This window comes from Nonomuraea sp. C10, from assembly GCF_008017515.1.
GTDB classification, from domain to species: domain Bacteria; phylum Actinomycetota; class Actinomycetes; order Streptosporangiales; family Streptosporangiaceae; genus Nonomuraea; species Nonomuraea ferruginea.
The window spans coordinates 6,540,935-6,565,463 of the sequence record NZ_VPFF01000001.1; the positions used below are offsets into that span (position 1 = coordinate 6,540,935).

The window sequence follows — 24,529 nt, forward strand, 5'->3', positions numbered from 1 at the left end:
CCGGAATGTCCGCCCCGCTGGAGGGTCTGCGCGTCGTCGAGCTGTCCGGCTACGTGGCCACGCCGCTGTGCGGGATGACGCTGGCGCAGCTCGGCGCCGACGTGGTCCGGGTGGAGCCGATCGGCGGCCAGGCCGACCGCTCCCGATGGCCGCTCGGCCCGTCCGGCACCAGCCTCTACTGGACCGGGCTCAACAAGGGCAAGCGGGCCGTCGAGGTCGACTTCCGCTCCGACGAGGGCCGCGCGGTCATCGCCGACCTGGTCGAGCGGCGCGGCGTCGTGGTGGCCAACGCCGATCTGCCGGGGCTCTCGTACGAGAAGCTCCGTGAGCGCCGCAAGGACCTGATCCACGCGCTGCTCACCGGCAGGCGCGACGGCGGCACCGCGGTCGACTACACGGTCAACGCCGAGACCGGGCTGCCCGCGGTGACCGGGCCGGCCGGGGAGGCGGGGCCGGTCAACCACGTGCTGCCGGCCTGGGACATCGCGGCCGGGCTCTACCTGGCGACCGGGCTGCTGGCCGCCGAGCGGCACCGGCTGCTGACCGGCGAGGGGCGGCGCATCACGGTGGCGCTGCGCGACGTGGCGCTGTCCATGGTCGCCAACCTCGGCTATCTCGCCGGCGCCCAGCTCGGCGGCGAGCCGCGGACGAAGGACGGCAACCACTTCTACGGCGGCTACGGGCGCGACTTCCGCACCGCCGACGGCCGGCGCGTCATGCTCGTGGTGCTCACCTCGCGCCACTGGTCCGACCTGCTCGCCCTGACGGGACTGACCGCCGCGGTCGAGGCGGTGGAGCGGGCGCTCGGCGCCGACTTCCGCCGCGACTCCGACCGGTACGCGCACCGCGCGGTCATCGGCGGGCTGCTGGAGCCGTGGTTCGCGGGGCGGCCGTTCGCCGAGGTGGACGCGGCGCTGTCGGCCAGGCGGCTGCTGTACGCGCCGTACCGGACGTTCGAGGAGCTGGCCGCGGACCCCGACGCGCTGCTGGCCGGCAACCCCGTCCTGGGGATGCTCGACCAGCCCGGCGTCGGCCCGCACCTCTCGGCGGGCTCGCCGGTGGTCGTGGACGGCGAGCAAAGCCCGCCGCGCCCGGCGCCGTCCGTCGGCCAGCACACCGGCGAGGTGCTGCGGGAGGAGCTCGGCTACTCGGCGGCACGCCTCGCGGCGCTGCGCGACAAGGGCGCGATCGGCTGACCCGTCACCCGGCGGGCGCGATCATGCGGCGGATCAGGGTGTGCAGGTAGGCGCGGAAGGACTCCACCACGCCCGGCTGGACCGGCTCGCCCCGCTTCTGCGGCCAGTCGGGCGACACGTGGCGCATGCCGCCCGACAGGAACCCGTAGACGCACCACACCACGGTCCAGACGAGGTGGTCGCCGTCCACGTCGTCCGGCGTCAGCTCCCGGATGGTCTCCGCCACCTCCAAGGCGAGCGGGCGCGAGAACATGCCCTCCAGGTCGGGCGTGTCGGCGGCGTCGCCCGTCCAGCGGTGCAACCACAGCGACAGATACTCGGGGTGCGCGACGTTGTAGTCGAGATAGGCGTCGACCAGGTCGAACGCCCCCTGGACCCCGGGGACGAAGGACCTGAGCGCCGGCTCCATGGCCGCCCGCTCGGCGTTGACGGCGCGGACCATCACCTCGTGGTAGAGCTCCGGCTTCTCGCCCACCGTCTCGACCAGCCGGTCCACGTCGGTCCCCGCCGCCTCGGCGATCATCCGCATCGACGTCCAGTCGTATCCCACCTCGGCGAACATCCTCGTCGCCACGCCGATCAGCCGGTCCGTCTCCGCATCCATGACCATCACCTTAAGTGATGAAACCATCACCCTCCGGAAGGCTCTCCTCGTACTCGCAGGGCGTCAGGTGCGGCGGTAGGCCAGGCGGCGCAGCAGGATCTCGGCGGGGCCGCGGTGGTCGGCGCGGCGCATCAGGTCGGCGATCAGCAGCGAGACGAGCCAGGTGGCCACGGCCACGCCGGTGGCGCCGGCGATGCCGAGGTCGTCCTGCAGGCCGAGCCCGAAGGGGAAGAACATCACGACGAACGCGATCGACTGGAACAGGTACAGGCTCATCGAGCGGCGGCCGAGCGCTTCGACGGCGGTGATCAGGGGACCACGGCCGCGGGCGGCCAGCGGGGCGATCAGGCCGACGGCGCAGGCCATGGCGATGCCGCCGAAGTATCCGGTGAGCGGCTGCGCGACCGAGGCCGCCACCACGGCCGGGCCGGACGCCCCGGTCCACAGGCCGGTCTGGATGAGCGCGGCGGGGACGGAACCCGCGACGGACACGACCGTGGCGATCACCGTGAAGCGGACCAGGAGGCGCCGGTGCCGCTCCGGCTCCTCCAGGATGCGCCGCCGGGCCGCCCACATCCCGAAGAGCACCCCGGGCAGCACGATGACGGTGCCGAGGACCAGGCCGAACGGCCAGCCGACCATCCTGGTGACGAACAGCTCGCCGAAGCCCCGCGCCCCGGCGGCGATGGTGCCGAGGGAGAAGGTGGAGAGCCCCTGCATCAGCGCCACCCACATGGCGAACCCGACCACGGCCGTGGCCGGCACCATGAGCGTCCCCGCCGTCCACAGCAGCGCCTTGTCCCCACGCCGGAGCATCCCGGTCAGCACCACGGCCGCCAGCCCGTACGGCGCCAGGATGTCGATCGGGACCAGCAGCGCCACGTGCGCGAACCCGATCGCGATCAGCCACCACCCCCGGCGGCGCAGCAGCTTGCGGACCGTCACCCAGTCGGCGCCGCGCCTCGTCCGGCTGTTCAGGAGCTGGACCAGCGAGTAGCCGAACAGGAAGGCGAACATCGGCCGCGCGTGGTTGTTGACGAACAGCACGTGGAAGAACTCGGAGACCGCGTTGGCCGCGGCGGAGCCCCGGTCGACGGCCACCACGAACAGCGGCGCGTGCGCGAACGCGATGGCCAGCAGCATGAAGCCGCGCGCCAGGTCAGGGGCCAGGGCCCTGGCCGTGGTCGCCGGCCTGGCCGGTTCGGACGTCTGCAACACAGGAAGCACCCCGTTCTCCGATGAAGTTCTCGTGGCCCCGACGCTACGGACGCGATCACCCGCGGGGAATCCGGCTAGAAATACGACAGGGGTAGACCTAGATGCACCTTCGGCCCGGGCGCGTTCGGTGCAACTAGCGTGGCGGGCATGGACGAACAGGAATGGCAGCAGGAATACGCGATGCTCGCTCTGCGTCTCAACCGGCACCTGAACGGTGCCGGGCTCGTCTACCGGGGGCCGGCCGAGTGGAGCGAGCGGGCGCAGGCGGAGCCGGTCCGGCCGCCCGGCGACCTGATCGCCGGCGCCGACCGGTTACTGGACCGGGAGCTGACCCCCTACCTGCGGGCCCAGGTGGTCGCGATGCGCGCGGTGGCCCGCTATCTGGACGGCGAGCGGCTCCCGCTGACCGACTACGGCGAGCTCGCGCTGGGGCTGCGGCCGCGGTGGGTGCCCGAGCTCGTGTTCGAGGAGGCGCACGACCGGCTGGACGCGGCGTTGCCCAGGGCCGCCGGCTCGCTGTCCGACCGGCTGCACGCCTGGCAGTCGGCTCACGCGCTGGACCAGATTGACCGGCTGCCCGCACTGGTGGACAAGGCGGTGGCCGAGACCCGGGCCCGCACGGAGGCGATCGTCCCGCTGCCGCCGGACGAGGTCGTCGGCTGCCACCTCGTGCCGGAGGCGCACTTCCACGCCGCCGGGCACTACGCGGGCGACCTCAAGTCGGTGATCTTCATCAACACCGGCATCCCGTTCAACGTGGCCGACCTGTTCTACGTCGTCGCCCACGAGGGCCATCCCGGTCACATCGCCGAGTCGCTGCTGAAGGACCTGGGGGCGACCCGGACGGACCAGCGGGTCCGGTTCATGCTGGCCCCGTCGTTCGCGCTGAGCGAGGGGCTCGGGCTGTGCGCCGAGGAGATCCTCTTCCCGGGGGACGAGGCGCAGGCGTGGCTGACCGACAACGTCCTGGCCGACCTGGGGATCCGGCCCGACGGCAGCGACTTCGCGGCGATCCACCTGGTCAAGAACGCGCTGTGGGGAGTGTGGGGCAACGTCGCCTACCTCGCCGCCGAAGGGCGGACGGACGAGGAGCTGGCCGGTTATCTGGCCCGCTGGTGCCTGTACGACGACGCGGAGATCGCCAGGGCGCTGCCGTTGCTGCGGCCGTCGGCGATGAGCCCGTACATGTTCGGATATTTCCACGGATGGGAGCTGTTGCGGCCCTGGCTGGCCGATCCCGCCAACGTCCGCCGCCTGCTCACCGAACAGCTCCTGCCGTCCGACGTGGCGAAACCCGTCTGATCATGACCGGCCGGTCAGCTCGGCATGCCCCGGCCGGGTCGCGCGCGCGTAGGAGTGGGTCGTCGCGGCCAGGAGCCCCATCGCGGCGATCCCGATCACGCCGTGGTGCCACTGCCAGCCGATCCCGATGCCGACGAACCCGTCCGCCACCATGATCACGGCTCCGGCGCCGACGCCCGCCAGCGCGACGGCCAGCACGAGGAGCATCAGCGCGCGCGGCACCCGGCGGCCCGCCCCGGTCACCGTCAGCAGGACCAGGGCCGCGCCGAGCAGGCCGTTGGCGGCCGCCATCCACTGCGCGGCCGCCACGTCCATCATCTCGCGGGCGTAGCGCTCGTAGTCGGCCGCAGGAACCACCGGGCCGCCGGGGAAACCCAGCTTGCCCTGCGCGGCGTAGACGGCCTTGCCCACGGCGTAGCCGAGGAACAGCACCGCCGTCGTGTACGCGGGCCAGCGCGCCTGGCGCACGGTCATGGGCAGCTCCCTGGAGTTCGAGTTCGGTGCTTCCAGGATCGGCGGGCCTCCCGGCCCCGGCCTCCCCCGCACGGGGGAACAAGCTCCCCCGCCGGATGTAGAGAACCGCCGGGCGGCTCCGACCACCCGGTGGCAGGCGCGAGAAGGAGCGCTTGGAACTGAAAGGCGATGAGATGAGCAGAGTCATCTGCGACATGGCGATGTCCCTCGACGGCTTCGTGGCCGGGCCGAACCAGAGCCTGGACAATCCGTTCGGCGAGGGAGAGAACGGGCGGCTGACCCGGTGGATGGTCGACGAGCCGGAGCTCCACAAGGCGGAGATCGAGGCCATCACCGCCGCCGGCGCCTTCATCATGGGCCGCAACATGTTCGGCCCCGGCCGCGGCGCCTGGGACCTGGAGTGGAGCGGCTGGTGGGGCGAGCAGCCCCCGTACCACGCGCCGGTCTTCGTGCTGACCCACCACGAGCGCGAGCCGCTGCCGATGAAGGGCGGCACCACGTTCACTTTCGTGACCGGCGGTCCCGAGGAGGCCCTGCGCCTGGCGCGCGAGGCGGCGGGCGACCGTGACGTCGCCATCGCCGGCGGCGGCATGACGGTGAACCAGTACCTGGCGGCGGGGCTGATCGACGAGCTGCGCCTGCACGTCGCGCCGGTGCTCCTGGGCCGCGGCGAGCGGCTGTTCGACGGCCTGGCGGACATCGACCTCGAACCGCTCGGCGAGCCCTCCCGCACCGCGCTCGTCACCCACCTCACCTACCGGCCGGTGAGGTAGCGGACGGACGGGGCGCTCGCCGCCCCGCCCGGCTATCTGAATGCCCAGCTGACCCGGGGCAGGGTCAGGGACCTGCGCTCGTTTCCGTACGAGGCCAGGCGCCGCGTGCGCCCCGTGGTGACATCGAGGGCGTACGCGACGAGCTCCCGGCTGCCCGCGACCACCGTGACCTCGTCCCGGTTCAGCCAGATGCCGGTCCCGTCGATCCGGTCACCCGGCGGCAGGCCACGCATCGAGACCTTGCGCAGGGGCCGCCCGGTCCTGGCGTCGAGCAGGGTGAGCCTGCCCGGCTTGAGTTCGTCGAACTCGACGGCGACGACCGTGCGGCCGTCCGGGGCGAGCTCGCTGAACATGATGAACACGCCGTCTAACCGCACCGGCTTGCCGCCTCCGGTCACCGGCGTCACCCACAGGTGGATCCGGCGCCGATCCGCTCCTCCGCCACCTTGACAGGGGAGACCACCTCTTCGCCTCCGGCCATGTCCCTGATCACGTGCGCCCCGGCGTCGCGGCTGTAGTAGGCGAGCCTCCGCCCGTCCCGGCTGATCGCGAGCGGCACCCGCGGGGCCTTCTTGGAGGAGGTGAGCGCCTGCGGCAGCCGGTACGTCCCCTTCTGGGTGACCACCCGCCACTCCACGGCACTGCAGTCGGAGCGCCGCGTCATCTCGTCGACCTCGCACGGCGTCTGGTACGCGTAGCGGATCGCGCCGACCTTGCCCCGCAGGTCCGGCACGTCCTGCCCCTGTGTCGCGACGATGCCGGCGGGGTGCGGCCAGACCGCCACCGCGCCCGCCGTCGTCGCCGCCAGCGCCGTGACCGCCGCCTCGGTCAGGTCCTCCCGGAAGCGCAGCACGATCACGGCCCGCTGCTTGCGGGTCAGCTGGGCCGGCGCCCGGCGGAGCATGATGCGGTCCAGCGTGGCCTCGTCGTGGGAGACGCCCGCTTCGGGCGGGTGGGCGCTGAGTAATTCCGGGCGGGCGCGGCGCGTCCAGGAGATGTACTGGTTGACGAGCGCCTTGCGGGTGTACGCCTCGGGGTTGCCCTTCCTGTCCAGCTTCGACCACTGCCCTGCGACGTTGGCCAGGACGCTCTGCAGCAGGTCCTCCGCGAGATGAGGGTCCCCGGTGAGCAGGCGCGGTCCGCCGGGCGGAAGGTTGCACCTCAGCGGGATCGCGCGGTGAGGCGGTTGCTGTAGCGGGCGAGCATGGCGGTCTGGGACGTCTCCGGGATCAGCCTGCCGAGAAGCGGTGGGATGCGCCAGTTGGCCGGGTTGCGCTTGGCCATCCGGGAAACCAGGGAGATGTGTGGGTATCGGGCTTTCTCGTAGGCGCGCAACCGTACCGCCGGGTCGCCGTCCCTGGCCAGCTCGCGCCCGAGCACCCAGACGTCCTCCAAGGTCTGGTTGGCGCCCTGGCCCAGGGTGGGCGGCATGATGTGGGCCGCGTCGCCGAGCAGGGTGACGCGGCCCTTCCCCCAGACCGGGCCGACCTTGCGCCAGTGGTGGCCGAAGAAGGTGAGATCGGCTTCGGTGGCGGCGGCGAGCACCTCGGGCACCGGTGACGCCCAGTGGCCGAACCGGCGCCGCAGCTCGGCCAGCGGCGCGGCGGGCCGCCGGTCGCCGGGCGACCACGGCACGTCGAACCACCACTGCAGCATGCCCTTGCCCGCGGGGATGAGGCCGCACGCGCCCTCCCGTCCGGTGATCATGAGGTGGCGGTGCGTACGGGTGAGCTCGATGTCGATCGGGCTGAGGCCCTGCCAGGTGCCGAAGGTGGCCGGTCGGACGCCGGCGTCACCCCACAGCCGGTGCCGCACGGCCGAGTGGTGACCGTCGGCGCCGATGAGCAGGTCGCCCGTGGCCGTCGATCCGTCGGCGAAGGTCGCGGTCACCCGGTCGTGGTCCTGGGTGACGTCCTGGCAGGCCTTGCCGTACTGGACGAGGTCGCCGGGCAGGCCGTCGGCGAGGAGTTCCATGAGGTCGCGGCGGGAGACGGCCCTGGTCTCGAAACCGTGGTGGGCGGCGGCGTGGGCGATGTCCATGCTGACGCGCAGCCGGCCGCCGGCGGTCATCGCGTCGATCCGGTCGACGCGCCCGCCCACGTCGTCGAGGCTCACGCCGAGGTCGTGCAGCACGGCGGCGCCGTTGCTGAAGATCATCAAGGCCGCGCCGCCGGTGCGCCACTCCGCGGCCCGCTCGTACACGCGCACCCGGTGCCCGGCGGCGAGCAGCACCCGGGCGACGGCGAGGCCCCCGACGCCTGCTCCCATGACAAGGATGTCCATATCTTTCTCCAACTCGGAGTATCTTCGATTCGAAGATACTCCGGGGTGGAGTAGGTTGGGAAAGTGCCCCACAAGCAACCCGAGGACGCGATCTTCCGCGAGTTCCTGGTCGCGGTCCTGCTGCACAACGAGGCCGTGGCCGACCGGCTCGGCCTGCAGCCGGTCGACGTCGCCGCCGCCATCCTGCTGGAGACGCGCGGGCCCATGACCGCGGGCGCGCTCTCCGAGGAGCTCGGGCTGCCGTCCGCCTCGACGACCCGGCTGATCGACCGGCTGGAGAAGGCGGGCTACGTGCGGCGGGTGCGCGGCGAACGCGACCGCCGGATGGTCACCGTGCAGTTGGTCGAGGGCGGGCTCGACGACTACGAGGCCGCCTGCGAGTCGTCCAGGCGGCACCTGGCGACGCTCGGCGCGCACTACACCCCGGAGCAGGCGCCGCTGCTGCTCGACATGCTGGCCCGCGTCGGCGAGGCCCACCGCGCGGCCACCAGGGAGCTGCGCGGGAAGCCTGCATGAGCGGCGGCCACGCGCACTACGTCATCGTGGACGGGTCCGGTCACCGCGTCTGGTCGCGCGACAGAGCGGCCGAGACCCTCTACCACGACCTCCTCCGCGGCCCCGACCGCGTGATCGCCTTCATCCGCGAGCAGCGGGGCGGTCACCGCGACCACTGGATGAACTCGATCTGGTGGCAGGGCGTCGCGCTCCTCGACCTGCCCGCCCGCCGCCTGCTCGTCCACACCGACCAGTGGATCCCGGGGCCCGACCGGCACACCTCGGTGCTGGAGGTCCGCGCCTGGCTGCGGCTCGTCGCGGCCCTCTGGCCGGGCTGGACGGTGACCTGGGCCGCTCGCGGCCTGCACCAGGTCATGGACTACCTCGCGCTCCCGTACGACACCGTGCTCTACCTCGACGAGACACCGGCGCCGCGCGCCCGCTGGGCCCAGGCGCCCGCGGAGGACGACCTGTCCGCCGTCGCCGACGTCCTCATCGCCGCCCGCGACGGGGAGCGGCTGTCGTTCGGGGGCTGGTGGGCCGCCGGGCTGGCCGAGCCCCTGCTCGCCGGACCGGGCGTGCTGCTGACCCCGCAGGAGGAGGCCGTCCCGTTCGCGGCGCTGGAGAACGTCCCCTGGAACGGCCTCTACGTGGACGCCCCCGGCCGGCGGCTCGACTGGTGGTCGCTCGACTGCTCGCTCGACCCGCGCGACCTGCCCGCCCGGTGGCCGGGTTGGGAGCTGACTGACCATGGCGACGCGTTCGAGGAGGTCGCCGCGCTCATCGGCCCCGAACTGCTGCTCGACGTGGACACCGAGGAGGAGGTGTTCCGCAGGGTCGCCGCATGGTTCGTCGCCGACGCCGCCCCGGACGGCCGGGAGGCCCTGCGGGCGGTCGCGCCTCCGTGAGTGACAGCGGCGCGGCGGCCGCCGGGCCGCCGCGCCACGGGGTACGAGGTCAGCCCGCGCTGCAGGAGACCGTCGGCCAGGTCCAGTTGCCGTTGTGCTGGATCGTCACCCCCCAGTTGTTGCCGCTGCCGTTGGGCCTGGCGGTCAGCACCTGGGAGCTGGGGTAGCTGGCGCTGATGTTCCAGGTGGAGAGGATCCTCGCGGGTGACGGCACGTTCATCGTCACGGTCCAGTTGCTCGAACCGCTGACCGAGACGCCGAGGTTGTAGCGGTCGCTCCACTGCTGGCCCTGCGACAGGGTCGCGGTGCAGCCGCCGCCCGGGTTGCCGGGGTTGCCGGGGTTACCCGGGTCGCCGCCGGTGCTGCCCAGGGTGATGTTGGAGTTTCCGCTGCTCTGGTATCCCTCGGTGGCCATGATCATGTAGTCGTGGTTGCCGAGGTTCATCCCGTTCCTGGCCCAGGCGTCGAAGTGGTTGCCGGCGGTGATGGTGCCGCCCGTCCGCTTCGACTGCCGTACGCTCCAGTACTGCTGGAACGTCCTGGTGCCCTCGATGGAGGGGGCGTTGTAGCGGGTCGTCTCGTAGATGTCGTACGTGCCGCCGTCGCTGGTGACCGTGCCCTTGTACGTGCCGGTCGGCCGGTAGGTGCCCCAGTTGTCGACGATGTAGTACTCGACGAGCGGGCTTCTCGTCCAGCCGTAGAGCGTCAGGTACGCGTTGCCCGAGGGGTTGAAGCTGCCCGAGTAGCTGACCGTCCTGCGTCCTCCGGGGTTCCAGCCCTTGCCGGCGACGAAGTTGCCGGTGTTGCGCCATGAGGTGCTGTAGTTCCCGCCGGAACCCAGCTCCATGGAGACCGTTCCCTGGCTGTCGGTCCAGAACGAGTAGAAGTATCCGTTGTTGTTGCCGGTCTGGTTGGAGGTGATCGGGGCGGCGTGCGCGATGCCGGGCATCGCGACCGCCATGACCAGCGCTGCGGCTACGGCGCAGGATCGGCGGACGAAGGATGTGATGCCGCCGCGTCTGCGGGTGCTCTGGGGGGCGGGGGCGCCGTTCATGTGTGCTTCCTCCTCGCGAAGGCGGAGAGCGTGATGCGAACTGGCGACAGTGTTCATCCGGCCCCGAAAGTTGTCAACGATTCCCGAAACATATCGGAGACGGCGTGTCAGGTTACCTACCTGGCCACCGGCTCTACCTGGCCTATCGGATCTCCATGTCGGAGGTGAAAGTTTCACCGGCACCCGTAGGACGAGCAATCCCCCGCCGACCCTGGCGGTGATCACTATGATGTCGCGAATGCGGAGATTACCCTTACTGGTCCTGGTCGGCGCGCTGACCGCCACCTGCTGCGGCACCGCCTCGGCGGCCACTCCCGGCGAACCCGCCCGTTACGCCAAAGGGCGCTCGCAACCGGTCAAGGACCCGGTGTTCCCCGCATACGGCAACCCGTCGATCGACGTCCTGCACTACGGGCTGAAACTGGGCTGGCAGCCCGACCGCCGGAGCCTGACGGGCACCGCCGCCCTCACCGTCCGGGCCGTGAAGCCGATCAAGGAGATCAGGCTCGACTTCGGCCGCGCCCTGAAGATCGACCACGTGACCGTCGCGGGCAAGACCGCCAAGCCCGGGCGCAAGGGCGACGACCTGACGATCCCGCTCCGCACTACCCTCGCCGCGAACAAGTCCGCCCGGGTGGTGATCCGCTACCACGGCGTACCGAAACCCCACAACTCCGGGCAGATGCGCTACGACCTCGCGCGGCTCGGCCTGCGCTCGTCCGCGGACGGGTCGGCCTGGGCGCTGCAGGAGCCCTTCGGCGCGTTCACCTGGTTCCCCGTGAACGACCACCCGTCGGACGAGGCGCTCTACGACGTCGCCATCACCGTGCCCAAGGGCTGGGCCGGCGTCGCGCACGGCACGTACGGCGGCAAGACCGAAAAGGGGCGCAAGGTCACCTACCGCTGGAAGTCGACCGACCCGGTCGCCAGCTACCTGACCCTGTTCACCGTCGACAAGTACCGGATGCACCGGGCGAAGGGCCCGCGCGGCCTCCCCATCACCTACTGGGTGCGCCGCGAGGACAGGCATGCCCTGCCGGTGATACGCCGGATGCCGGAGCTGCTGCGCTGGATGGAGAAGAAGGCCGGTCCCTACCCGTTCCCCAGCGCGGGCCTGGTCGCCACCAGCGACTCCGGCATGGAGACCCAGCAGATGATCACCCTCGGCGGCGACTACCTGCGCCCCGAGGTGGTGCTGCACGAGCTGGCCCACCACTGGTTCGGCAACAGCGTCGGCCCGCGCACCTGGAAGGACGTCTGGCTGAACGAGGGTTTCGCCATGTACTTCCAGATCCAGTGGACCGCCGACCACAGCCCGGGCTCGATGGACGACCACATGGACGACCTGCGCCTGGAGGAAAGGTTCGCGCGCCGGCTGGCGGGCCCGCCGGGCGACTACCGGCCCGAGCGGTTCGCCGACCACAACGTCTACTACGGCCCCGCGGTGATGCTGCACGAGATCAGGCGGCGCATCGGCGACGACAGGTTCTTCGCCCTGACCCGCGCCTGGGTCCAGGAGCACCGCAACACCGGCCAGGACCGGGCGTCGTTCACCGCCTGGGTCAACGAGCACACGGGCGAGGACTTCACGGAGCTGATCGACGCCTGGCTCGACTCCAGGACCAGCCCCGAGGACTAGCCGGCGCCCGCCCCACCGGGGACGGGCGCCGGCGCGAGGGGTCAGCGCAGGTCGAACGCGCGCAGCGTGGTCTGCTTGACGCGGTTGCCCGCCGCGTCCCACGCCTCGACCTTCAGGCTCACCGCGCCCTTGGTGGCGCGGTAGGCCGGATACCTGGCCCCGGCGGTGTAGACGCCGTCCCGGCCGCGCCTGAGATCGGCGGGCTGCCAGGTGGCGCCGTCGTCGGTGCTCGTCCAGAGCCGGACTCCCGCGATGGCGGGCATCTTCGCGGCCGACGGCCCGTGGTAGGCCTCCAGCTCGAAGGTGTGCTTGCGGCCGGCGGCCACCGTGTTCCCGGTGGACAGGCTGTCACCGAGGTCGTAGCTCACGTACACCGCGGGGGTGGTGCGGCAGTGCTCCACCGGGCCGTCGATCCACCAGGCGTAGCAGTTGAGACCGGGCTTGACGTGGTCCTCGCCCGGCGGGGCGGTGAACGTCCACTCGACGTCCTGCAGGTCGTTCCTGGCCGTCAGCCGGTAGACGCCCTGGCCTTCCGGCAGCGGGTAACGCGGCAGGGTGGCGAAGGGCTCGACGGGTGCGTTCGGGATCTCCCGGCCGTCGCGGTACAGGTGGATCTCGTACCGCGGCTGGAGGTCCCCGAAGGCCACGCCGTCGTCACGCCGCTCCCCGACCCCGCTGACCATGGACGGGGTCACCCAGAGGTTGCCGTCGTGCACGCAGATCGCGCACGGCACCCCGACCACCAGCTTCTCCAGCGGGGCGGCCTTCGGGTCGGCGAGCTTGAACACCTTCTCCGAGGCGGTCGCGGCGCCCGGCGTGCTCGGGGTGGTGAACCACCGTTGCGTCGTCCGTCCCGGCTTGTCGAAGACGTCGACGCGGTAGCGCGACTCCTCGGTCTCCGCCGCCGGATCGGGCGTGGTCAGGGCCGACATGCCCGTCGAGTGCACGATCGTACGGTCCAGCGGCCAGACCCACTGGTGCCTGCGCTGCGGCAGCGGCAGTGACCAGCTCACCGCGTCCGTGCCGGTGCCCGTGTAGGTCACGTCGTCGGTGCGCCACGTGCTCCGCCATACCGAGGCCTTCCTGTACGGCCCGGCGTGCATGTCGAAGTCGACGCGGTGGAGCTGGCGGTCGGTGACCTTGTAGTGCATGGAGTCCGGGATCCGGCCGTCCGCGTACGGCTTGAACACGTAGGAGTACGGGGTGTGCGGCGTGCCCTCCACCCGGATGGTGACCCGGCCCCGGCGAGCCTCCTCGCGCACCTTCACGCCCTCGGCGTGGGACACGTACGCGATCGGCAGGTTGACCGGCAGCAGCGGCCCGCTGAACGGCTTCTGCGCGAGGGCCAGCGGGATCGGACAGGAGGCCGGCCGCTCGTTGAAGGCGAGGATGCCGGCGGCGCCGGCGTCCCTGATCGGCCCGACGCGCTCGATCTGGAGACCGCACTGCGGCCCGAGCGACCCTTCGGCCGGTTCGGCGTCGATCAGGACGAGCGCGCCGCGCAGGTCCTTGCCCGCGAGGTCCTCGGGACGGCCCTTGCCGGCGTCGACGACCCGCAGGTCCCGCGTGCCCTCGAAGGGGACGTATCCGGGGTGCAGCTCCGCCCGGTCGAGGACGTGGACCCTGGAGACCGGGTTCAGCGACAGCCGCTTCGGCGTCCGCGCGGTCATCGTGACCTCGGGCACGCCGAGCTCCCACTGCCCGGTGAAGCGGAACGCGCCCTTGGTGACCTTCTTGGTCGGCAGCGCCCACACCTTCTCCCACGCCCCGACGGGCGCCCCGTTGAGCAGGGTGCCGCCGTAGATCTGCCCGCTGGGGAGAGTCCGCTGGAAGAAGACCTCGTAGCTGTTGTTCAGCGGCTCCGCGGTCTTCGGCGTGGTGAAGCGGATCTGGGACGCCTCGCGGGCGTCGAGGGTGATCTCGGTGTCGCCGGTGACGGTGAGCTCCGGCTCGAACAGCCAGCCCCGGTTGGCGCGGTCGTCGCCGTCCACCCAGTCGAGCACCTGCAGCACGCTCACGGTGCCCGCGGGCACCCGCGTCACGATCACGCCCACGTCGTGCACGCGATGCGGGCCGAGCTCGCCCTTGGTCCCGTCGACGTCGACGACGCTCATGGCCGTCGGGGTGCGGGGCTTGCCGTCCCTGTCCAGGGTGCGGATCGTGAGGTCGAACTTGGGGACGTCGCGCACCGCGCCCATGGGCGTGGTGAGGCGGACGCCCTCGGCCTCGGCGATCACGGCCCCGCTGTACTTGCCCAGCTCCAGCCCGGCCGGATCGAGGGTGACGGTCGTGCCCGCCGTGCCGCCGGCGGGGATCGTCAGCGTCGCGTCCGCGACGCCCACCTTCGCCCCACCGCTCATCTGCGCCTTCAGCGCGAGCGTGACGGGCTGGTCACCCAGGTTCGTGTACGAGACCTCGCCGGTCTTCGGCTCACCCGATCCTTCGAGCAGGCCGAAGTCGACGCCGCCGCCGGTGGTGAAGACCCGCTGGCCGGTGGCCCTGTCCAGGTCCAGCCGGCCGGCGCCCTGCTCGTACACGGTGAAGCCGTCGTCCTTGGCGGTCGACATCAGCGCGGCCTTGAGCTGCTGGGCCGTCCAGTCCGGGTGCCGCTGCGCCATGATGGCGACGGCGCCGGCCACGTGCGGCGTGGCCATCGAGGTGCCGTTGGCGCCCGTGTAGTGCTCGTCGACGGGGGCGCCCATGGCCGTGCCCGCCGCCCGCGCGGCCACGATGTTCACGCCGGGAGCCGCGATGTCGGGCTTGAGGCCGGAGTCCCCGACGCGCGGGCCGCGGCTGGAGAACGGAGCGAGCTGGTCGTCCTTGTCGACCGCGGCCACGGTCAGCGCCGCGTCCGCCGCGCCCGGGGCGCTCACGGTCTCCTCGTTGTAGAGGTTGCCCGCGGCCACCACGAACAGGGCGCCGGTCTCAGCGGTCAGGTCGTCGACGGCCTGGCTGAGCGGGTCGGTGCCGTCCGTGGGCGTGCCGCCGAGGCTCATGCTGACGGCCTTGGCGCCGCTGCGCGCGGCCCACTCCATGCCCTCGATGATCCACGACTCCATGCCCTCGCCGTTGTCGTTCAGCACCTTGCCGACCGCGAGCCGTGCGCCGGGGGCGACGCCCTTGTGCCTGCCGCCCGAGGCCGCGCCGGTCCCGGCGATGGTGGCGGCGACGTGGGTGCCGTGGCCGTGCCCGTCCTGGACCGGCTGGTCGGGGACGAACGACCGGCTGTCGGCGATCCTTCCGGTCAGGTCGGGGTGGGCGGCGTCGGCGCCGGTGTCCAGGACGGCGACCGTCACGCCGGTCCCGTCGTGCCCCCGCTCCCACGCCTGGGGCGCGCCGACCATCGGCACGCTCACGTCCAGGTCGGCCTTGACCTTGGCGTCCAGCCAGAGTTTGGCGATGCCGCCGCCCAGCGTGCCGGGCGCGGCCAGGCCCCGCCTGGCGTCGGGCCGCTCGCGCACGGCCGCCCAGAAGGCGCCGGTTTCTGCCTTGTCGACGTCGAGGGCGGAGGCGTGGATGCTCTCCAGCGTCCCGGTGGGCTCACTGGCGGGGATGGCCGCGGCCGAGCGCTTGAGTGACGCCTCGGCCTGGTCCTCCGGATACTGGACGATGACCGGCACCCGTTTGGTCGCGTCGTCGGCGTACCCGTTCTCGGCCAGATACTTGACGTCGAACAGCCGCTTGTCGAGCAGCCCCGCCTGGACGGCGGAGACCGCGTCGTCCGGGAGCACGAAGACGCCGTCGGGCGTGAACTGGGTGAACAGGTTGACGCGGCGGCCTTCGTCCCGCGTGCCCGGGGCGGTCTCCACCCGATACTTGCCGGCTTCCGACCGGCTCAGCTGGACCTTGTCACCGGTGATCAGGGTGACGACGACCTTGCCGGCGCGCACGCCCGACAGGGTGACGGTCTGGGTCCGGGCCTGCGCGGCGGGAGCGGGGGTGGGCGTGGTCCCGTCGGCGGCCGACGCCGGGGTGGCGGCCAGCGCCGTGGTGAGCATCGTGGCCGCGGTCAGGATCATGCCTGCGCGGCGCGCTAACGGGGGGCGGGGCAGTGCCATGGTGGCCTTTCTGGAGGGGGTGGTCAGGCGGGCTCGAAGCCGTCGGGCGGCAGGAGCGGCTCAGGCGGCTCTGACGGCTCGGGCGGCTCGGGTGACTCCGTCGCCTCTTCCTGGCGGTCGTCGGGGCCGGGCTCGGAGGTGGTTTCGGACATGCCGCAAGTGTCGCCACAGCCAGGCGGAATGGGGTATGGGGAGCCCTATGGGGAAAAATCCCCAATCTAGGAATTCAGATGGCGGGCGAGCTCCGTCCGCGACCGCGCCCCGACCTTGCGCATGGCCGCGCTGACGTGCTTGTCCACCGTCTTCGGCGACAGGAACAGCTCCTTGGCGATCTCCTGGTTGGTCAGCCCCTCCGCCGCCAGCCGGGCCACCTGTTCCTGGCGGGCCGACAGCGCCTGGTCGCCGCCGTTCTGCGCCGGCGCGGGCGGGCGGACTCCCCACCGGCGGCCCAGTCCCGTGGCGCGGTCCAGGTCCCACCGGGCGTGCAGCCCGCCGTACAGCGTGACGGCCCGGCCCAGGTGGACGGCGGCCTCGGGGTCGTCCAGGGCGAACAGGCAGGCGGCCGCGTGCTCGTGCGCCTGCGCGGCCTCGTACAGCGCCGGGATCCGCTCGAACGCCTCGGCCGCCGCGGCGAACTCCCGCGCGGCCTCGGCGCCGCGTCCCCCGTCGGCGGCCAGCAGGCCGCGGGCGTGGCCGAGAGCCGGTCCGGCCAGCGGCGCGTCGAGCCCGGCCAGCTGGGACGCGTGCCTGTCGATCACGTCCGCCGCCTCCGCGGCGCGGCCGGCCGCCAGCAGCGCCTCTGTCAGCGCGGGCAGGGCGCGGACGGCCACCGGCCACAGCCCGCCCGCCTCCCAATGGGAGGCCGCCTCGGCGGCCGTCGCGATCGCCTGCTCCGGTTCGCCGCGCGCGGCGGCCAGCCTGAGCAGCATGCTGATGGGCAGGACGAGGTCGTCGAACTGGCCGCGCGACTGGGCCATGGCGATCGCGTCGAGCAGGGGCGGCAGCGCCGCCTCCTGCCGCCCGAGCACCGCGCCGAGGCAGGCGGCCACGATGTCGACCAGGATGCGCTCGTGCGGTTCGTCGCCGAAATGGCCGCGCAGCTCCTCCAGCCGCGCGGCCAGCCCGTCCCACGAGCCGTCGAAGTAGTCGGCGGCGGCCAGGTTCACCAGGCAGCGGAGCTCCAGCCGCCCGCGGAGATCGGGCTCGGCCCCGTCCTCGATCGCCGCGGCCAGCAGGCGGCGGGCCTTGCGGTGGTGACCGCTGAACAGGGCCGCGCCCCCGATGGACCGGTAGGCGTTGACCTCGCGGCGCAGCAGCCCGCGCCCGCCGGTCTCGCGCAGCAGGTCCTCCGCCAGCCCGTCCCAGCGCGGATCGCCGATCACCACGAAGATCATCGCGATCTTGCCGAGCACCAGCATCCGCATGGCGGGGTCGCCGACGGCGGGCAGGGTCGCGAGCGCCCTCTCCAGCCAGGCCCTGCTCTCGGCGGGCGGCAGGTCGCTGGGCGGGCGGCCCACTCCGACCATGGCCCAGGCGGCCAGCCCCGGCTCCTCGTCCAGGTCCTCGACCGCCTGGGCGAAGGCGTCGCCGATGCGCGCGATGTCCGTCCGCGTGCGTTCCAGGTGGAGGGCGAGCAGGAAGCGGAGCCTGCCGCGGAGCGGGCGCGGCACATCCCCTTCCAGCGCGCCGGTGATGAGGCCGGCGACGGGCGGCGGGCGCAGCAGCTCCAGCGCGGCCCAGCCCAGCTTCACCGTCAGCTCCGCCCGCCGTGCCGCCGGCAGGTCGGTGTCGCGCAGCACGTCCTCCAGCAGGCGCGCGGCCTCGGCGTCGTCGCCCAGCCTCGACGCCTGGTCGGCCGCCTCGATGGCGGTCTCCACCCACTGCTCGGCCCGTCCCGCGTGCCGCAGGTGGTGGGCCAGGCGGCCCAGCGGCATCGGTCGAAGCCCTCGTATGAGATCCGCGGCGGCGGCGTGCAGCGCCTGGCGGCGGCCGGGCGGGATCGCCTCGTAGACGGCCTGCGCCGCCAGCACGTGGCGGAACCCCACCGCGCCGCCCGTCTCGGCGAACAGCCCCGAGCCGAGCACCTCGTCGATCGCCCCGGCGTCACCGTCGGCGAGCACCTCGATGGGCACCGGCGTGCGCAGCACGGCCGCCCGCTCCGCGGCGCGCTTGGCCCCGTCGGAGAGCTGCGCGACCCGCTCGCGCACCGTGACGCGGACGCCGCTCGGCACGTCCAGCTCGTTGAGCGCGCGCCGCGCCCATCCGCCCTCCCATTTGATGAGCGTCCCCCGCGTGCGCAGCAGCGCCAGCAGCTCCTGCACGGCGAGCGGCAGGCCGGACGCCCGCGCGCGGAGGTGTTCGGCGAACTCGGCCGTCACCTGGTCGGCCTCCAGGATGGCCGACGCCATGATCCGCGTCTGGGCGGCGTCGAGCGGCGGCAGCACCAGGTGCGCCACGCTGATCGCGTCGGCCGTCCGCGCGGTGATCGCGCGCACCGCCGCCGGCGCCTCCTCGCCCCGGTACGTCAGCACCACGCGGAGCGTGTCGGGCAGCACGGACATCAGGTAAGTGAGGAACTCGACCGTCTGCCCGTCCGCCCAGTGCAGGTCCTCCACGAGCAGGACGGCGGGACCGAGAGCGGCCATGACCTCGGCGAGCCCCCGGAAGAGCCGGTGACGCTCGGCCGCCCGGTCGTCGGGCAGCCGGGGCTTCTCGGGCAGCACCCCGGCGAGCTCGGGCAGCAGGTCGCGCAGCGCCCCCGCGACCGGCGTCAGCTCCGCCCCGGCCAGATCGGGCGCGCGCCCGCGCAGCGCCTCGACGATCGGCCCCAGCGGGAACGGCTCCCTGATCTGCACGCACGACCCGCTCAGCACCCGCATCCCCGCCACGGCCGTGTCGCCGAGCAGCTCGGCGGCCAGGCGCGACTTGCCGATGCCGGCCTCGCCCTCGATCACCGCCACGGAGGGCGCGGTGGCCACGAGCGCGACGAGCCGGGCGAGCTCCTTCTCCCTGCCCACCAGAACCGGGGAGATCACTCGGCCAGCTCGCACCCGAGTATTCAACTGCACGCGCTTTCACAGATCAATCGTCACCCTATGGGCGGTTTCCAGGACGGCTCATGACGCGCCGAGCCGGACCTCCGCCACCGGGCGCCAGCTCAACGCCGCCTCCTGGTCGACGATGTGGATGCTGCGGATCGTCACCTCACGGTCCGGCAGCCGCTCCCCGAGCGCGTCGATGACGGGGGCCGCGGGGCCGTCGGAGTTGCTGTAGGCCAGCGTGACCCGGGGTGTCCACGGCTCGTGGTCCAGGACGCCGTCGCGGCCCGTCGCCGCCCGCGTGGCGAACTTCGCCGCTTCGAGCAGCGGCCGGAGCCGCTCGACCGGCCGCGCCTCCAGCGCGACCGACTCGGGGTGGTACAGCACCCGGCCCAGCGTGACGGTGAACGGCTCGACCCGGGCGAGCTGGCCCGCCGCCTCCTGGGCCATCACCCGTACCTGGTCGCCGGTGATCTCGTCCGAGCGGCCGGCGACGAACGTGGTGAGGTGCACGGACTCGGGTGGCACCCGATCGAGGCCGGGAACGCCGGCCAGGCGGTCGTGGGCCTCCTGGACGATGGCCCGCGCGCCCGGGTCATCCCCCAGCAGGACCTGCCAGTAGAGCCGGTCCTGCGGTCGCCGTCTCTCCCAGCAGTCGGCCATACGCGTGGGGAGTGAGCTCACACATCCTCCTCGGTGGGGGCGGGCAGAGCCCGAGCGGGGTTGAACGTGTCTAATCGTGCCGATCTGCTCACGTAGCGTGGTCACGATATCGGAGCCGCGCGCGCGAAGGACGGCCAATCGCACGCACCGCCCGGCTCAGTCCTGTGGCTTGCGCCAGACGATGCTGTAGCGCGACAGGAGAGACCGCCCGCCTACCGGTAGGCGGGGTAGTAGGGCAGCTCGGCGACCTCCCAGTGCGCGGTGGTCTCCAGGCACGCCCGTACGGCTTCCTGAACAGCGGGGAACTCGCCCGCCTCCAGATGCTCCAGCAGGTAGCCCCACCGGTGACGCAGCAGCTGGCGCCTGCTCGGCACCGGCGTCCGGGTGGAATGCGTGGGCCGGTCCCGTTCACGTGCCCCCGGCATCATGGCCCACGTCATGAACATCGTCCAGGTGGCCACGGCCTGCCGCACCCCCGCCGCCCAGAGTCCGTCGTCGGCCAGCTCGGGATGGACGACGACCACCTCCTCGCGGTACGCGTCCTCGATCTCCGCCGCCTGCCCGGGCGGCAGCCGGAACACGCACCAGCACGTCGCGAACGGCATGCGCACGTAGGCCGCGTCGAGAAAGGCCGAGTGGTATCCGGCCCTCTCGAAGTCGAGCACGCGCATCCCGCCCGCTGTCAGCAGGTTGTTGTCCGGGCAGATGTCACCCGGCGAGAAGACCGGGAACCGCTCCTGGTCCGCCTCCAGGGCCGCGAGCTCGGCGTCGAGGCCCGCGGGCACCGAGGGCAGCACCTCTCCGAGACCGCCCAGGAGACGCCGCCCCGCCTCGCCCCCCGGAGTAGACGGCCCGCGCCCGTTCCCACTCCCGCCGCCTCCCCGCGCCGGCCACGGCGATCCGCCCGTACGTCCTGGCCCAGGCGAGCAGCCCGTCCCTCGCCGCCTCCGCCGACTCCCCGAGCAGCAGGTCGGCCAGACTCGGCGCGACGCCGAGATCCGACATCACGACGAGCGGGAAGGACGGGTCCACCGCCAGCAACCGCGGCCCCGACCCGCCGCAGAACGGCAGCCCGGCCGCTTCGGCCGCGAACCCCGCGACCTCCCGGTACGCCTTGACCACCACGGTGCCGCCACTGGGGGTCGCACACCTCAGGACGTGGCTGCGCGAACTCCCGCCGAGATCGACCGGCCCGCTGACCTCCTCGCCCAGGACCGCCGAGGCCGCCGCCAAGATCCTCTCCACGCCTGCACCCTAAAGGATCGCGGTTGGCGGCATTCCTACCGAATCCAGAGGAACGCCTGCCGATGAATTCGACGGCCGGGGCAGGTCTACCTCTTTCGGACACGGCAAGCAGGGAGAAGACATGGACACGAAAGCACTACCGCCCGTCGTCGACGCCGCCACCTGGCAGCGTGAGCTCGAAGCGCTGCGGGTCAGGGAGAAGGCCGCGACCCGGGAGCTCGACGCCATCGCCGCCCAGCGCCGCCGCCTGCCGATGGTGCGGATGCCGGACTACACGCTGGAGGGCGAGGACGGACCCGTCCGCCTGGTGGACGTCTTCGAAGGCAAGAGCCAGCTGATCGTCTACAACCACATGTGGTTCCCTGGCAAGGAGTGGCAGTGCCCGGGCTGTACGGGGTTCACCTCGCAGTTCACCCGGCTGGAGTTCCTGGACGACTACGACGCCCGGTTCGTCATCGTCACCCAGGGCCCCATCGACGAGGCACTCGCCTACAAGCGGCGGGTCGGCAACAAGATGACCTGGTACTCCACCGCGAACAGCCCGTTCGGCGCCGACGTCGGCGCGCCGCCCGGCGAAGGCTTCGCCGTCAACGTGTTCCTGCGCGACGGCGACACCGTCTACCGCACCTGGCACACCAACGGCCGGGGCACCGAGCAGCTCACCCACACCTTCGCGCTGATCGACCTCCTGCCGTACGGACGGCAGGAGGAGTGGCAGGACTCGCCCGACGGCTGGCCGCAGTCGCCCACCTACAGCCGCTGGGCCTCCTCCGAGGACATCGCGGCGCAGTACGGCGACGACAACGCCTGAGACCCGGCGCGCAACCACCAGGAGACGACGGCGAGCCAGCTGGAGATGATCACCGCGGCGGCGGCGAACCGCAGGCTCGCGCTGTCCTCGCTCCACGGCGGCACCGTGAGGACGAACGTGGCGACGCTCGTCGCGGCGCTGTACACCGTCCGGCCGCGGCGTCCCTGACCGGCGAACCGCCGGGCGAACACGAGCCCGGCTGCGATCAGGGACAGGAACGCCGCGGCCGCGAAGACCGTGTGCAGGAGGCTGTTCACGCTGAGGTGCCCGGGAAGACCCTCGGGGGCGCCGACCGGCCAGCCCAGGGCGGGGTCGGGGGCGAAGATCCCGCCGCCGATCATGCCCACGCCGTAGACGAGGACCAGCGCCGGCCCGGACGTGCCCGCCCGTCCGGGGTGCAGCGCCCGCCGGATGCCGGCCGCGAAGAGTACGGCCAGCAAGCCCGTGACCATGAAGTTCGCGATCTGGAGCCAGCCGAGGTCGCCGAGTGTCAGCGAGCTCAGCGCGTGCTGGGGCAGGTCGAAGCCCTCGCGGGTGAAGGCCTGCGCGAACGAGACGACGGGGAAGAGCACCCCGGCGAGCGCGCCGCAGCTCAGCAGGAGCGTGGTTCGGCGGTGTTGGGCGGTCATGGGTCCGGTCCTTTCACGAAAGGGTGCGTACCGCATGACGACGAACGGAAAGCCGCCGGATGGACACGGGCGCCGACCCTAGAGGGGCGTGCAGGGAGTGATCACCTGCCGGTGGATGATCACGTCGAACCACTGCGCCGGCGACCCGCCTTCCATGTACGACTTCTGCGCCGCCGCCGGGACGTAGTCCGAGTAACCGCGTACCTTCGCCGGCGCGCGCAGCCACGCGCGCACGGCCTCCGGCGCCTTGGCGCGCAGCCACGCGCGCACGGCCTCCGGCGCCTTGGCGCGCAGGTCCACGACGTACTGGGCGCGGCCGACGTCGCCGAACACGCGGTTGGCGAAGCCGGGGTCGGGGCGCGGGACCGGCGCCGGGGCCACGCCGCAGCCGTCCCCGGTGCTCAGACTCCCGTGGTCGAACAGCACGCCGATCGAGCGGTAGCGGTCCCCGTACCAGCGGCGCAGGTAGGAGCCCGCGCTGTCGAAGGCGACCGCCTCGCCGCCGAGCACCATCCGCAGGCCCGGCGCGGCGGCGGTGTGCGCGCTCGCCGCCCAGTAGGCCACCTTGTCGCCGGTGCGGCGTTGCCACCAGCGGAGGTTCTCGGCCGCGCGGGCGTCGCGGTAGGCGTAGACGTCCTCGAAGGGCAGGCTGAACGCCTCGTACCAGGAGAGGATCTGACGGGCGTGGTGCAGGGCCAGCCGCTGCCGGTCGTTCCCGGGCAGCCCTTCGACCAGCTCGTACACCGCGCGGGCATGACGGATGTAGGGCCGCTTGTCGGTCACCCCCATGTACCACCTCAGGTTGGCCCCGGCGTCCTCGTGGCGGGGCCGGATGGGCCGCAGGTGCCGCCGCAGCTCGCCCAGCCGCTGCGGGGCGGCCTCGGTCACGTACGAGGAGACGGCGTCGTGGGCGAGGGAGCGGGTGGCGTAGTACTCCACGCCGACGAACCGCACCTTGTCGTCGTGGCCCGCGTTGTACGCCCGCAGCCAGGCGAGCACGTCGCGCACCTCGCGGTTCCGCCACGTCGTCGTCAGCTCGCCCATGAGCGCGTCGAGGTCGCCCTCGCCGGTCAGGACGTACCGGTTGACCCGCACGCTCGTCGTCCAGTCCTCCTCCCACGCGATCGAGCGGAACCCCATCTCCTCCACGAGGAAGCGCAGGACGCCGAACTTGATCGTGGCCTCCTCGTGGGTGCCGTGGCTGGACTCCCCCAGGCCCACGACGGTGGCCGCGCCGATCGCCTCCCTGGTGACCTGCTGCTGGGCGTTCTTGTCGATCCAGTCGACGACGTGCGGATCGACGGCCAGGACACCTGCCATGAGCAAGCGCAACATGATGACTCCCGTTTCTGCAAAGGGACGGTGAGCCCAGAGTCCTGCTCGTCCCGGCGCCGGCGCGTCCGCCGGGCGTCCCATCGCGAACTACGCCCGCCGCCCTAGGGGATCGGACCGGACCTCCCCCTAGGGCGGACCCTTAGGCGTGAGGCAGTAGACGCGTGACCCGCCGTACCTGTGAAGGCGTAGACCGACTGCCTCCCGTCGCCGGATGTTCTCCGCCAGCCGTCTCGCCAGTCTGGATCCAGACGGAAACGACACCGACGGGGAGAAAGAAATGATCGAGAACGCGACCTCAAAGCTGACCGCCTGGCTGTCCAGGCACAGCATCGACATCCTGCGCGTCAGCCTCGGCCTGGTCTTCGTCGCCTTCGGCACGCTCAAGTTCTTCCCAGGAGTCAGCCCGGCCGAGGCCCTCTCGGTGGCCACGCTGGAGAAGCTGTCCCTGGGCATGCTGTCGGGCTACGCCGCCCAGCTCGTGATCGCCGGCATGGAGGTCTTCATCGGCCTCACCTTGGTCACCGGCAGACTCCTGAAGACCGGACTGGTCGTGATGACCGGCGCACTGGCCGGCTTCTTCGCACCGTACGCACTGTTCTTCACCGACCTGTTCCCCGGCGCCCCCACCCTGGAGGCGCAGTACATCTTCAAGGACATCGTCCTGGCCGCCGCCGCCATGGTCATCGGCGCCCGCGCCCTGGGCGCCCGGCTGGTCCCGGCCCGCGAGCGCCGCACGGAGCGCGTTCACGTGGCGGCCTGACCCCTCCCCGACGGTGCCTCCCGGACCGGTTCCGGGAGGCACCG

At 72.4% G+C, this 24,529-nt stretch carries 23 protein-coding genes and 1 pseudogene; 8 read left to right on the top strand and 16 right to left on the bottom strand.

All coding sequences use genetic code 11. The annotated features are described in order from the left end of the window. Nucleotides 1-5: 5 nt before the first annotated feature. Nucleotides 6-1,196 carry a CoA transferase gene (locus FR742_RS30035; protein ID WP_148034055.1) on the top strand — a complete coding sequence of 397 codons (1,191 nt, stop codon included), beginning with the start codon at nt 6-8 and terminating at the stop codon, nt 1,194-1,196. Between the two features lie 4 nt (nt 1,197-1,200). Here the strand turns inward: FR742_RS30035 and FR742_RS30040 are convergent, their stop codons facing one another. Further along, on the bottom strand, nt 1,201-1,800 hold the full coding sequence (locus FR742_RS30040) for a TetR/AcrR family transcriptional regulator (protein WP_187281361.1): 600 nt from the start codon (nt 1,798-1,800) through the stop codon (nt 1,201-1,203). 63 nt (nt 1,801-1,863) lie between these two features. Then, nucleotides 1,864-3,018 carry a DUF418 domain-containing protein gene (locus FR742_RS30045; protein ID WP_315970642.1) on the bottom strand — a complete coding sequence of 385 codons (1,155 nt, stop codon included), beginning with the start codon at nt 3,016-3,018 and terminating at the stop codon, nt 1,864-1,866. A gap of 147 nt (nt 3,019-3,165) precedes the next feature. On the opposite strand from FR742_RS30045, the gene FR742_RS30050 reads away from it, so the two are divergent. Then, nucleotides 3,166-4,320 (top strand): hypothetical protein, encoded by a 1,155-nt coding sequence (locus tag FR742_RS30050; protein WP_148034057.1) that lies wholly within the window; start codon nt 3,166-3,168, stop codon nt 4,318-4,320. Here the strand turns inward: FR742_RS30050 and FR742_RS30055 are convergent, their stop codons facing one another. Beyond that, nucleotides 4,321-4,794 (bottom strand): hypothetical protein, encoded by a 474-nt coding sequence (locus tag FR742_RS30055; RefSeq protein ID WP_148034058.1) that lies wholly within the window; start codon nt 4,792-4,794, stop codon nt 4,321-4,323. It lies immediately after the preceding gene. Nucleotides 4,795-4,967: 173 nt separating this feature from the next. On the opposite strand from FR742_RS30055, the gene FR742_RS30060 reads away from it, so the two are divergent. Then, nucleotides 4,968-5,567, top strand: a complete 600-nt coding sequence (locus FR742_RS30060) for a dihydrofolate reductase family protein (RefSeq protein ID WP_148034059.1) — start codon at nt 4,968-4,970, stop codon at nt 5,565-5,567. A 32-nt stretch (nt 5,568-5,599) separates the two neighbouring features. Here FR742_RS30060 and FR742_RS30065 read toward each other — a convergent pair whose 3' ends face one another. The 4 genes and pseudogenes from FR742_RS30065 to FR742_RS30075 form a co-directional block, all read right to left on the bottom strand. Then, nucleotides 5,600-5,965, bottom strand: coding sequence for a hypothetical protein (locus tag FR742_RS30065; RefSeq protein WP_148034060.1), 366 nt, complete (start codon nt 5,963-5,965; stop codon nt 5,600-5,602). Between the two features lie 5 nt (nt 5,966-5,970). Then, the gene (locus tag FR742_RS45380) at nt 5,971-6,471 is read right to left on the bottom strand and encodes a hypothetical protein (protein ID WP_261808896.1); all 501 of its coding nucleotides are present in this window, start codon (nt 6,469-6,471) and stop codon (nt 5,971-5,973) included. Between the two features lie 129 nt (nt 6,472-6,600). Then, nucleotides 6,601-6,828: pseudogene (locus FR742_RS46620) on the bottom strand (hypothetical protein); the annotation flags it as partial. Beyond that, a complete protein-coding gene (locus tag FR742_RS30075) occupies nt 6,729-7,850 on the bottom strand; it encodes an NAD(P)/FAD-dependent oxidoreductase (protein ID WP_148034061.1) in 1,122 nt (373 codons plus the stop codon). The pseudogene FR742_RS46620 and the gene FR742_RS30075, both read right to left, overlap by 100 nt. Nucleotides 7,851-7,913: 63 nt before the next feature. On the opposite strand from FR742_RS30075, the gene FR742_RS30080 reads away from it, so the two are divergent. Together FR742_RS30080 and FR742_RS30085 are read left to right on the top strand one after the other, a co-directional pair. After that, nucleotides 7,914-8,366, top strand: coding sequence for a MarR family winged helix-turn-helix transcriptional regulator (locus FR742_RS30080; RefSeq protein ID WP_148034062.1), 453 nt, complete (start codon nt 7,914-7,916; stop codon nt 8,364-8,366). Beyond that, nucleotides 8,363-9,253 carry a hypothetical protein gene (locus FR742_RS30085; protein WP_148034063.1) on the top strand — a complete coding sequence of 297 codons (891 nt, stop codon included), beginning with the start codon at nt 8,363-8,365 and terminating at the stop codon, nt 9,251-9,253. Before FR742_RS30080 ends, FR742_RS30085 begins: the two co-directional genes overlap by 4 nt. A gap of 49 nt (nt 9,254-9,302) precedes the next feature. Here the strand turns inward: FR742_RS30085 and FR742_RS30090 are convergent, their stop codons facing one another. Continuing rightward, entirely contained in the window at nt 9,303-10,307 is a 1,005-nt protein-coding gene (locus tag FR742_RS30090) for a glycoside hydrolase family 11 protein (protein WP_148034064.1), read from the bottom strand. Nucleotides 10,308-10,545: 238 nt separating this feature from the next. On the opposite strand from FR742_RS30090, the gene FR742_RS30095 reads away from it, so the two are divergent. Continuing rightward, on the top strand, nt 10,546-11,946 hold the full coding sequence (locus FR742_RS30095; RefSeq protein WP_148034065.1) for a M1 family metallopeptidase: 1,401 nt from the start codon (nt 10,546-10,548) through the stop codon (nt 11,944-11,946). A gap of 41 nt (nt 11,947-11,987) precedes the next feature. Here FR742_RS30095 and FR742_RS30100 read toward each other — a convergent pair whose 3' ends face one another. The 6 genes from FR742_RS30100 to FR742_RS30120 all read right to left on the bottom strand — a co-directional run bounded on the left by FR742_RS30100 (nt 11,988) and on the right by FR742_RS30120 (nt 20,950). Beyond that, nucleotides 11,988-15,965 (bottom strand): S8 family serine peptidase, encoded by a 3,978-nt coding sequence (locus FR742_RS30100; protein WP_261808817.1) that lies wholly within the window; start codon nt 15,963-15,965, stop codon nt 11,988-11,990. A 62-nt stretch (nt 15,966-16,027) separates the two neighbouring features. Further along, nucleotides 16,028-16,156 (bottom strand): hypothetical protein, encoded by a 129-nt coding sequence (locus FR742_RS46065; RefSeq protein ID WP_261808818.1) that lies wholly within the window; start codon nt 16,154-16,156, stop codon nt 16,028-16,030. A gap of 66 nt (nt 16,157-16,222) precedes the next feature. Beyond that, nucleotides 16,223-19,039 carry a LuxR family transcriptional regulator gene (locus tag FR742_RS30105; protein WP_261808819.1) on the bottom strand — a complete coding sequence of 939 codons (2,817 nt, stop codon included), beginning with the start codon at nt 19,037-19,039 and terminating at the stop codon, nt 16,223-16,225. Nucleotides 19,040-19,120: 81 nt separating this feature from the next. Continuing rightward, complete coding sequence (locus FR742_RS30110) at nt 19,121-19,726, bottom strand: 2'-5' RNA ligase family protein (RefSeq protein ID WP_148034068.1); 606 nt, start codon at nt 19,724-19,726, stop codon at nt 19,121-19,123. Nucleotides 19,727-19,917: 191 nt separating this feature from the next. Next, the gene (locus FR742_RS30115) at nt 19,918-20,490 is read right to left on the bottom strand and encodes a phosphotransferase (RefSeq protein WP_148034069.1); all 573 of its coding nucleotides are present in this window, start codon (nt 20,488-20,490) and stop codon (nt 19,918-19,920) included. Beyond that, nucleotides 20,414-20,950 (bottom strand): hypothetical protein, encoded by a 537-nt coding sequence (locus tag FR742_RS30120; protein WP_148034070.1) that lies wholly within the window; start codon nt 20,948-20,950, stop codon nt 20,414-20,416. Before FR742_RS30120 ends, FR742_RS30115 begins: the two co-directional genes overlap by 77 nt. A gap of 121 nt (nt 20,951-21,071) precedes the next feature. Between FR742_RS30120 and FR742_RS30125 the strand changes: the two genes are divergently transcribed. Continuing rightward, a complete protein-coding gene (locus FR742_RS30125) occupies nt 21,072-21,761 on the top strand; it encodes a DUF899 family protein (RefSeq protein WP_148034071.1) in 690 nt (229 codons plus the stop codon). On the opposite strand, the gene FR742_RS30130 is transcribed toward FR742_RS30125, so the two are convergent. Both FR742_RS30130 and FR742_RS30135 read right to left on the bottom strand, forming a co-directional pair. Beyond that, nucleotides 21,701-22,390: a DUF998 domain-containing protein gene (locus FR742_RS30130; protein ID WP_148034072.1), complete on the bottom strand. Its 690-nt coding sequence runs from the start codon at nt 22,388-22,390 to the stop codon at nt 21,701-21,703. The two genes, FR742_RS30125 and FR742_RS30130, sit on opposite strands and share 61 nt — an antisense overlap. A gap of 78 nt (nt 22,391-22,468) precedes the next feature. Next, nucleotides 22,469-23,725: an erythromycin esterase family protein gene (locus tag FR742_RS30135; RefSeq protein ID WP_187281363.1), complete on the bottom strand. Its 1,257-nt coding sequence runs from the start codon at nt 23,723-23,725 to the stop codon at nt 22,469-22,471. Between the two features lie 277 nt (nt 23,726-24,002). Between FR742_RS30135 and FR742_RS30140 the strand changes: the two genes are divergently transcribed. Further along, complete coding sequence (locus FR742_RS30140; RefSeq protein WP_148034074.1) at nt 24,003-24,485, top strand: DoxX family protein; 483 nt, start codon at nt 24,003-24,005, stop codon at nt 24,483-24,485. Nucleotides 24,486-24,529: the final 44 nt, after the last annotated feature.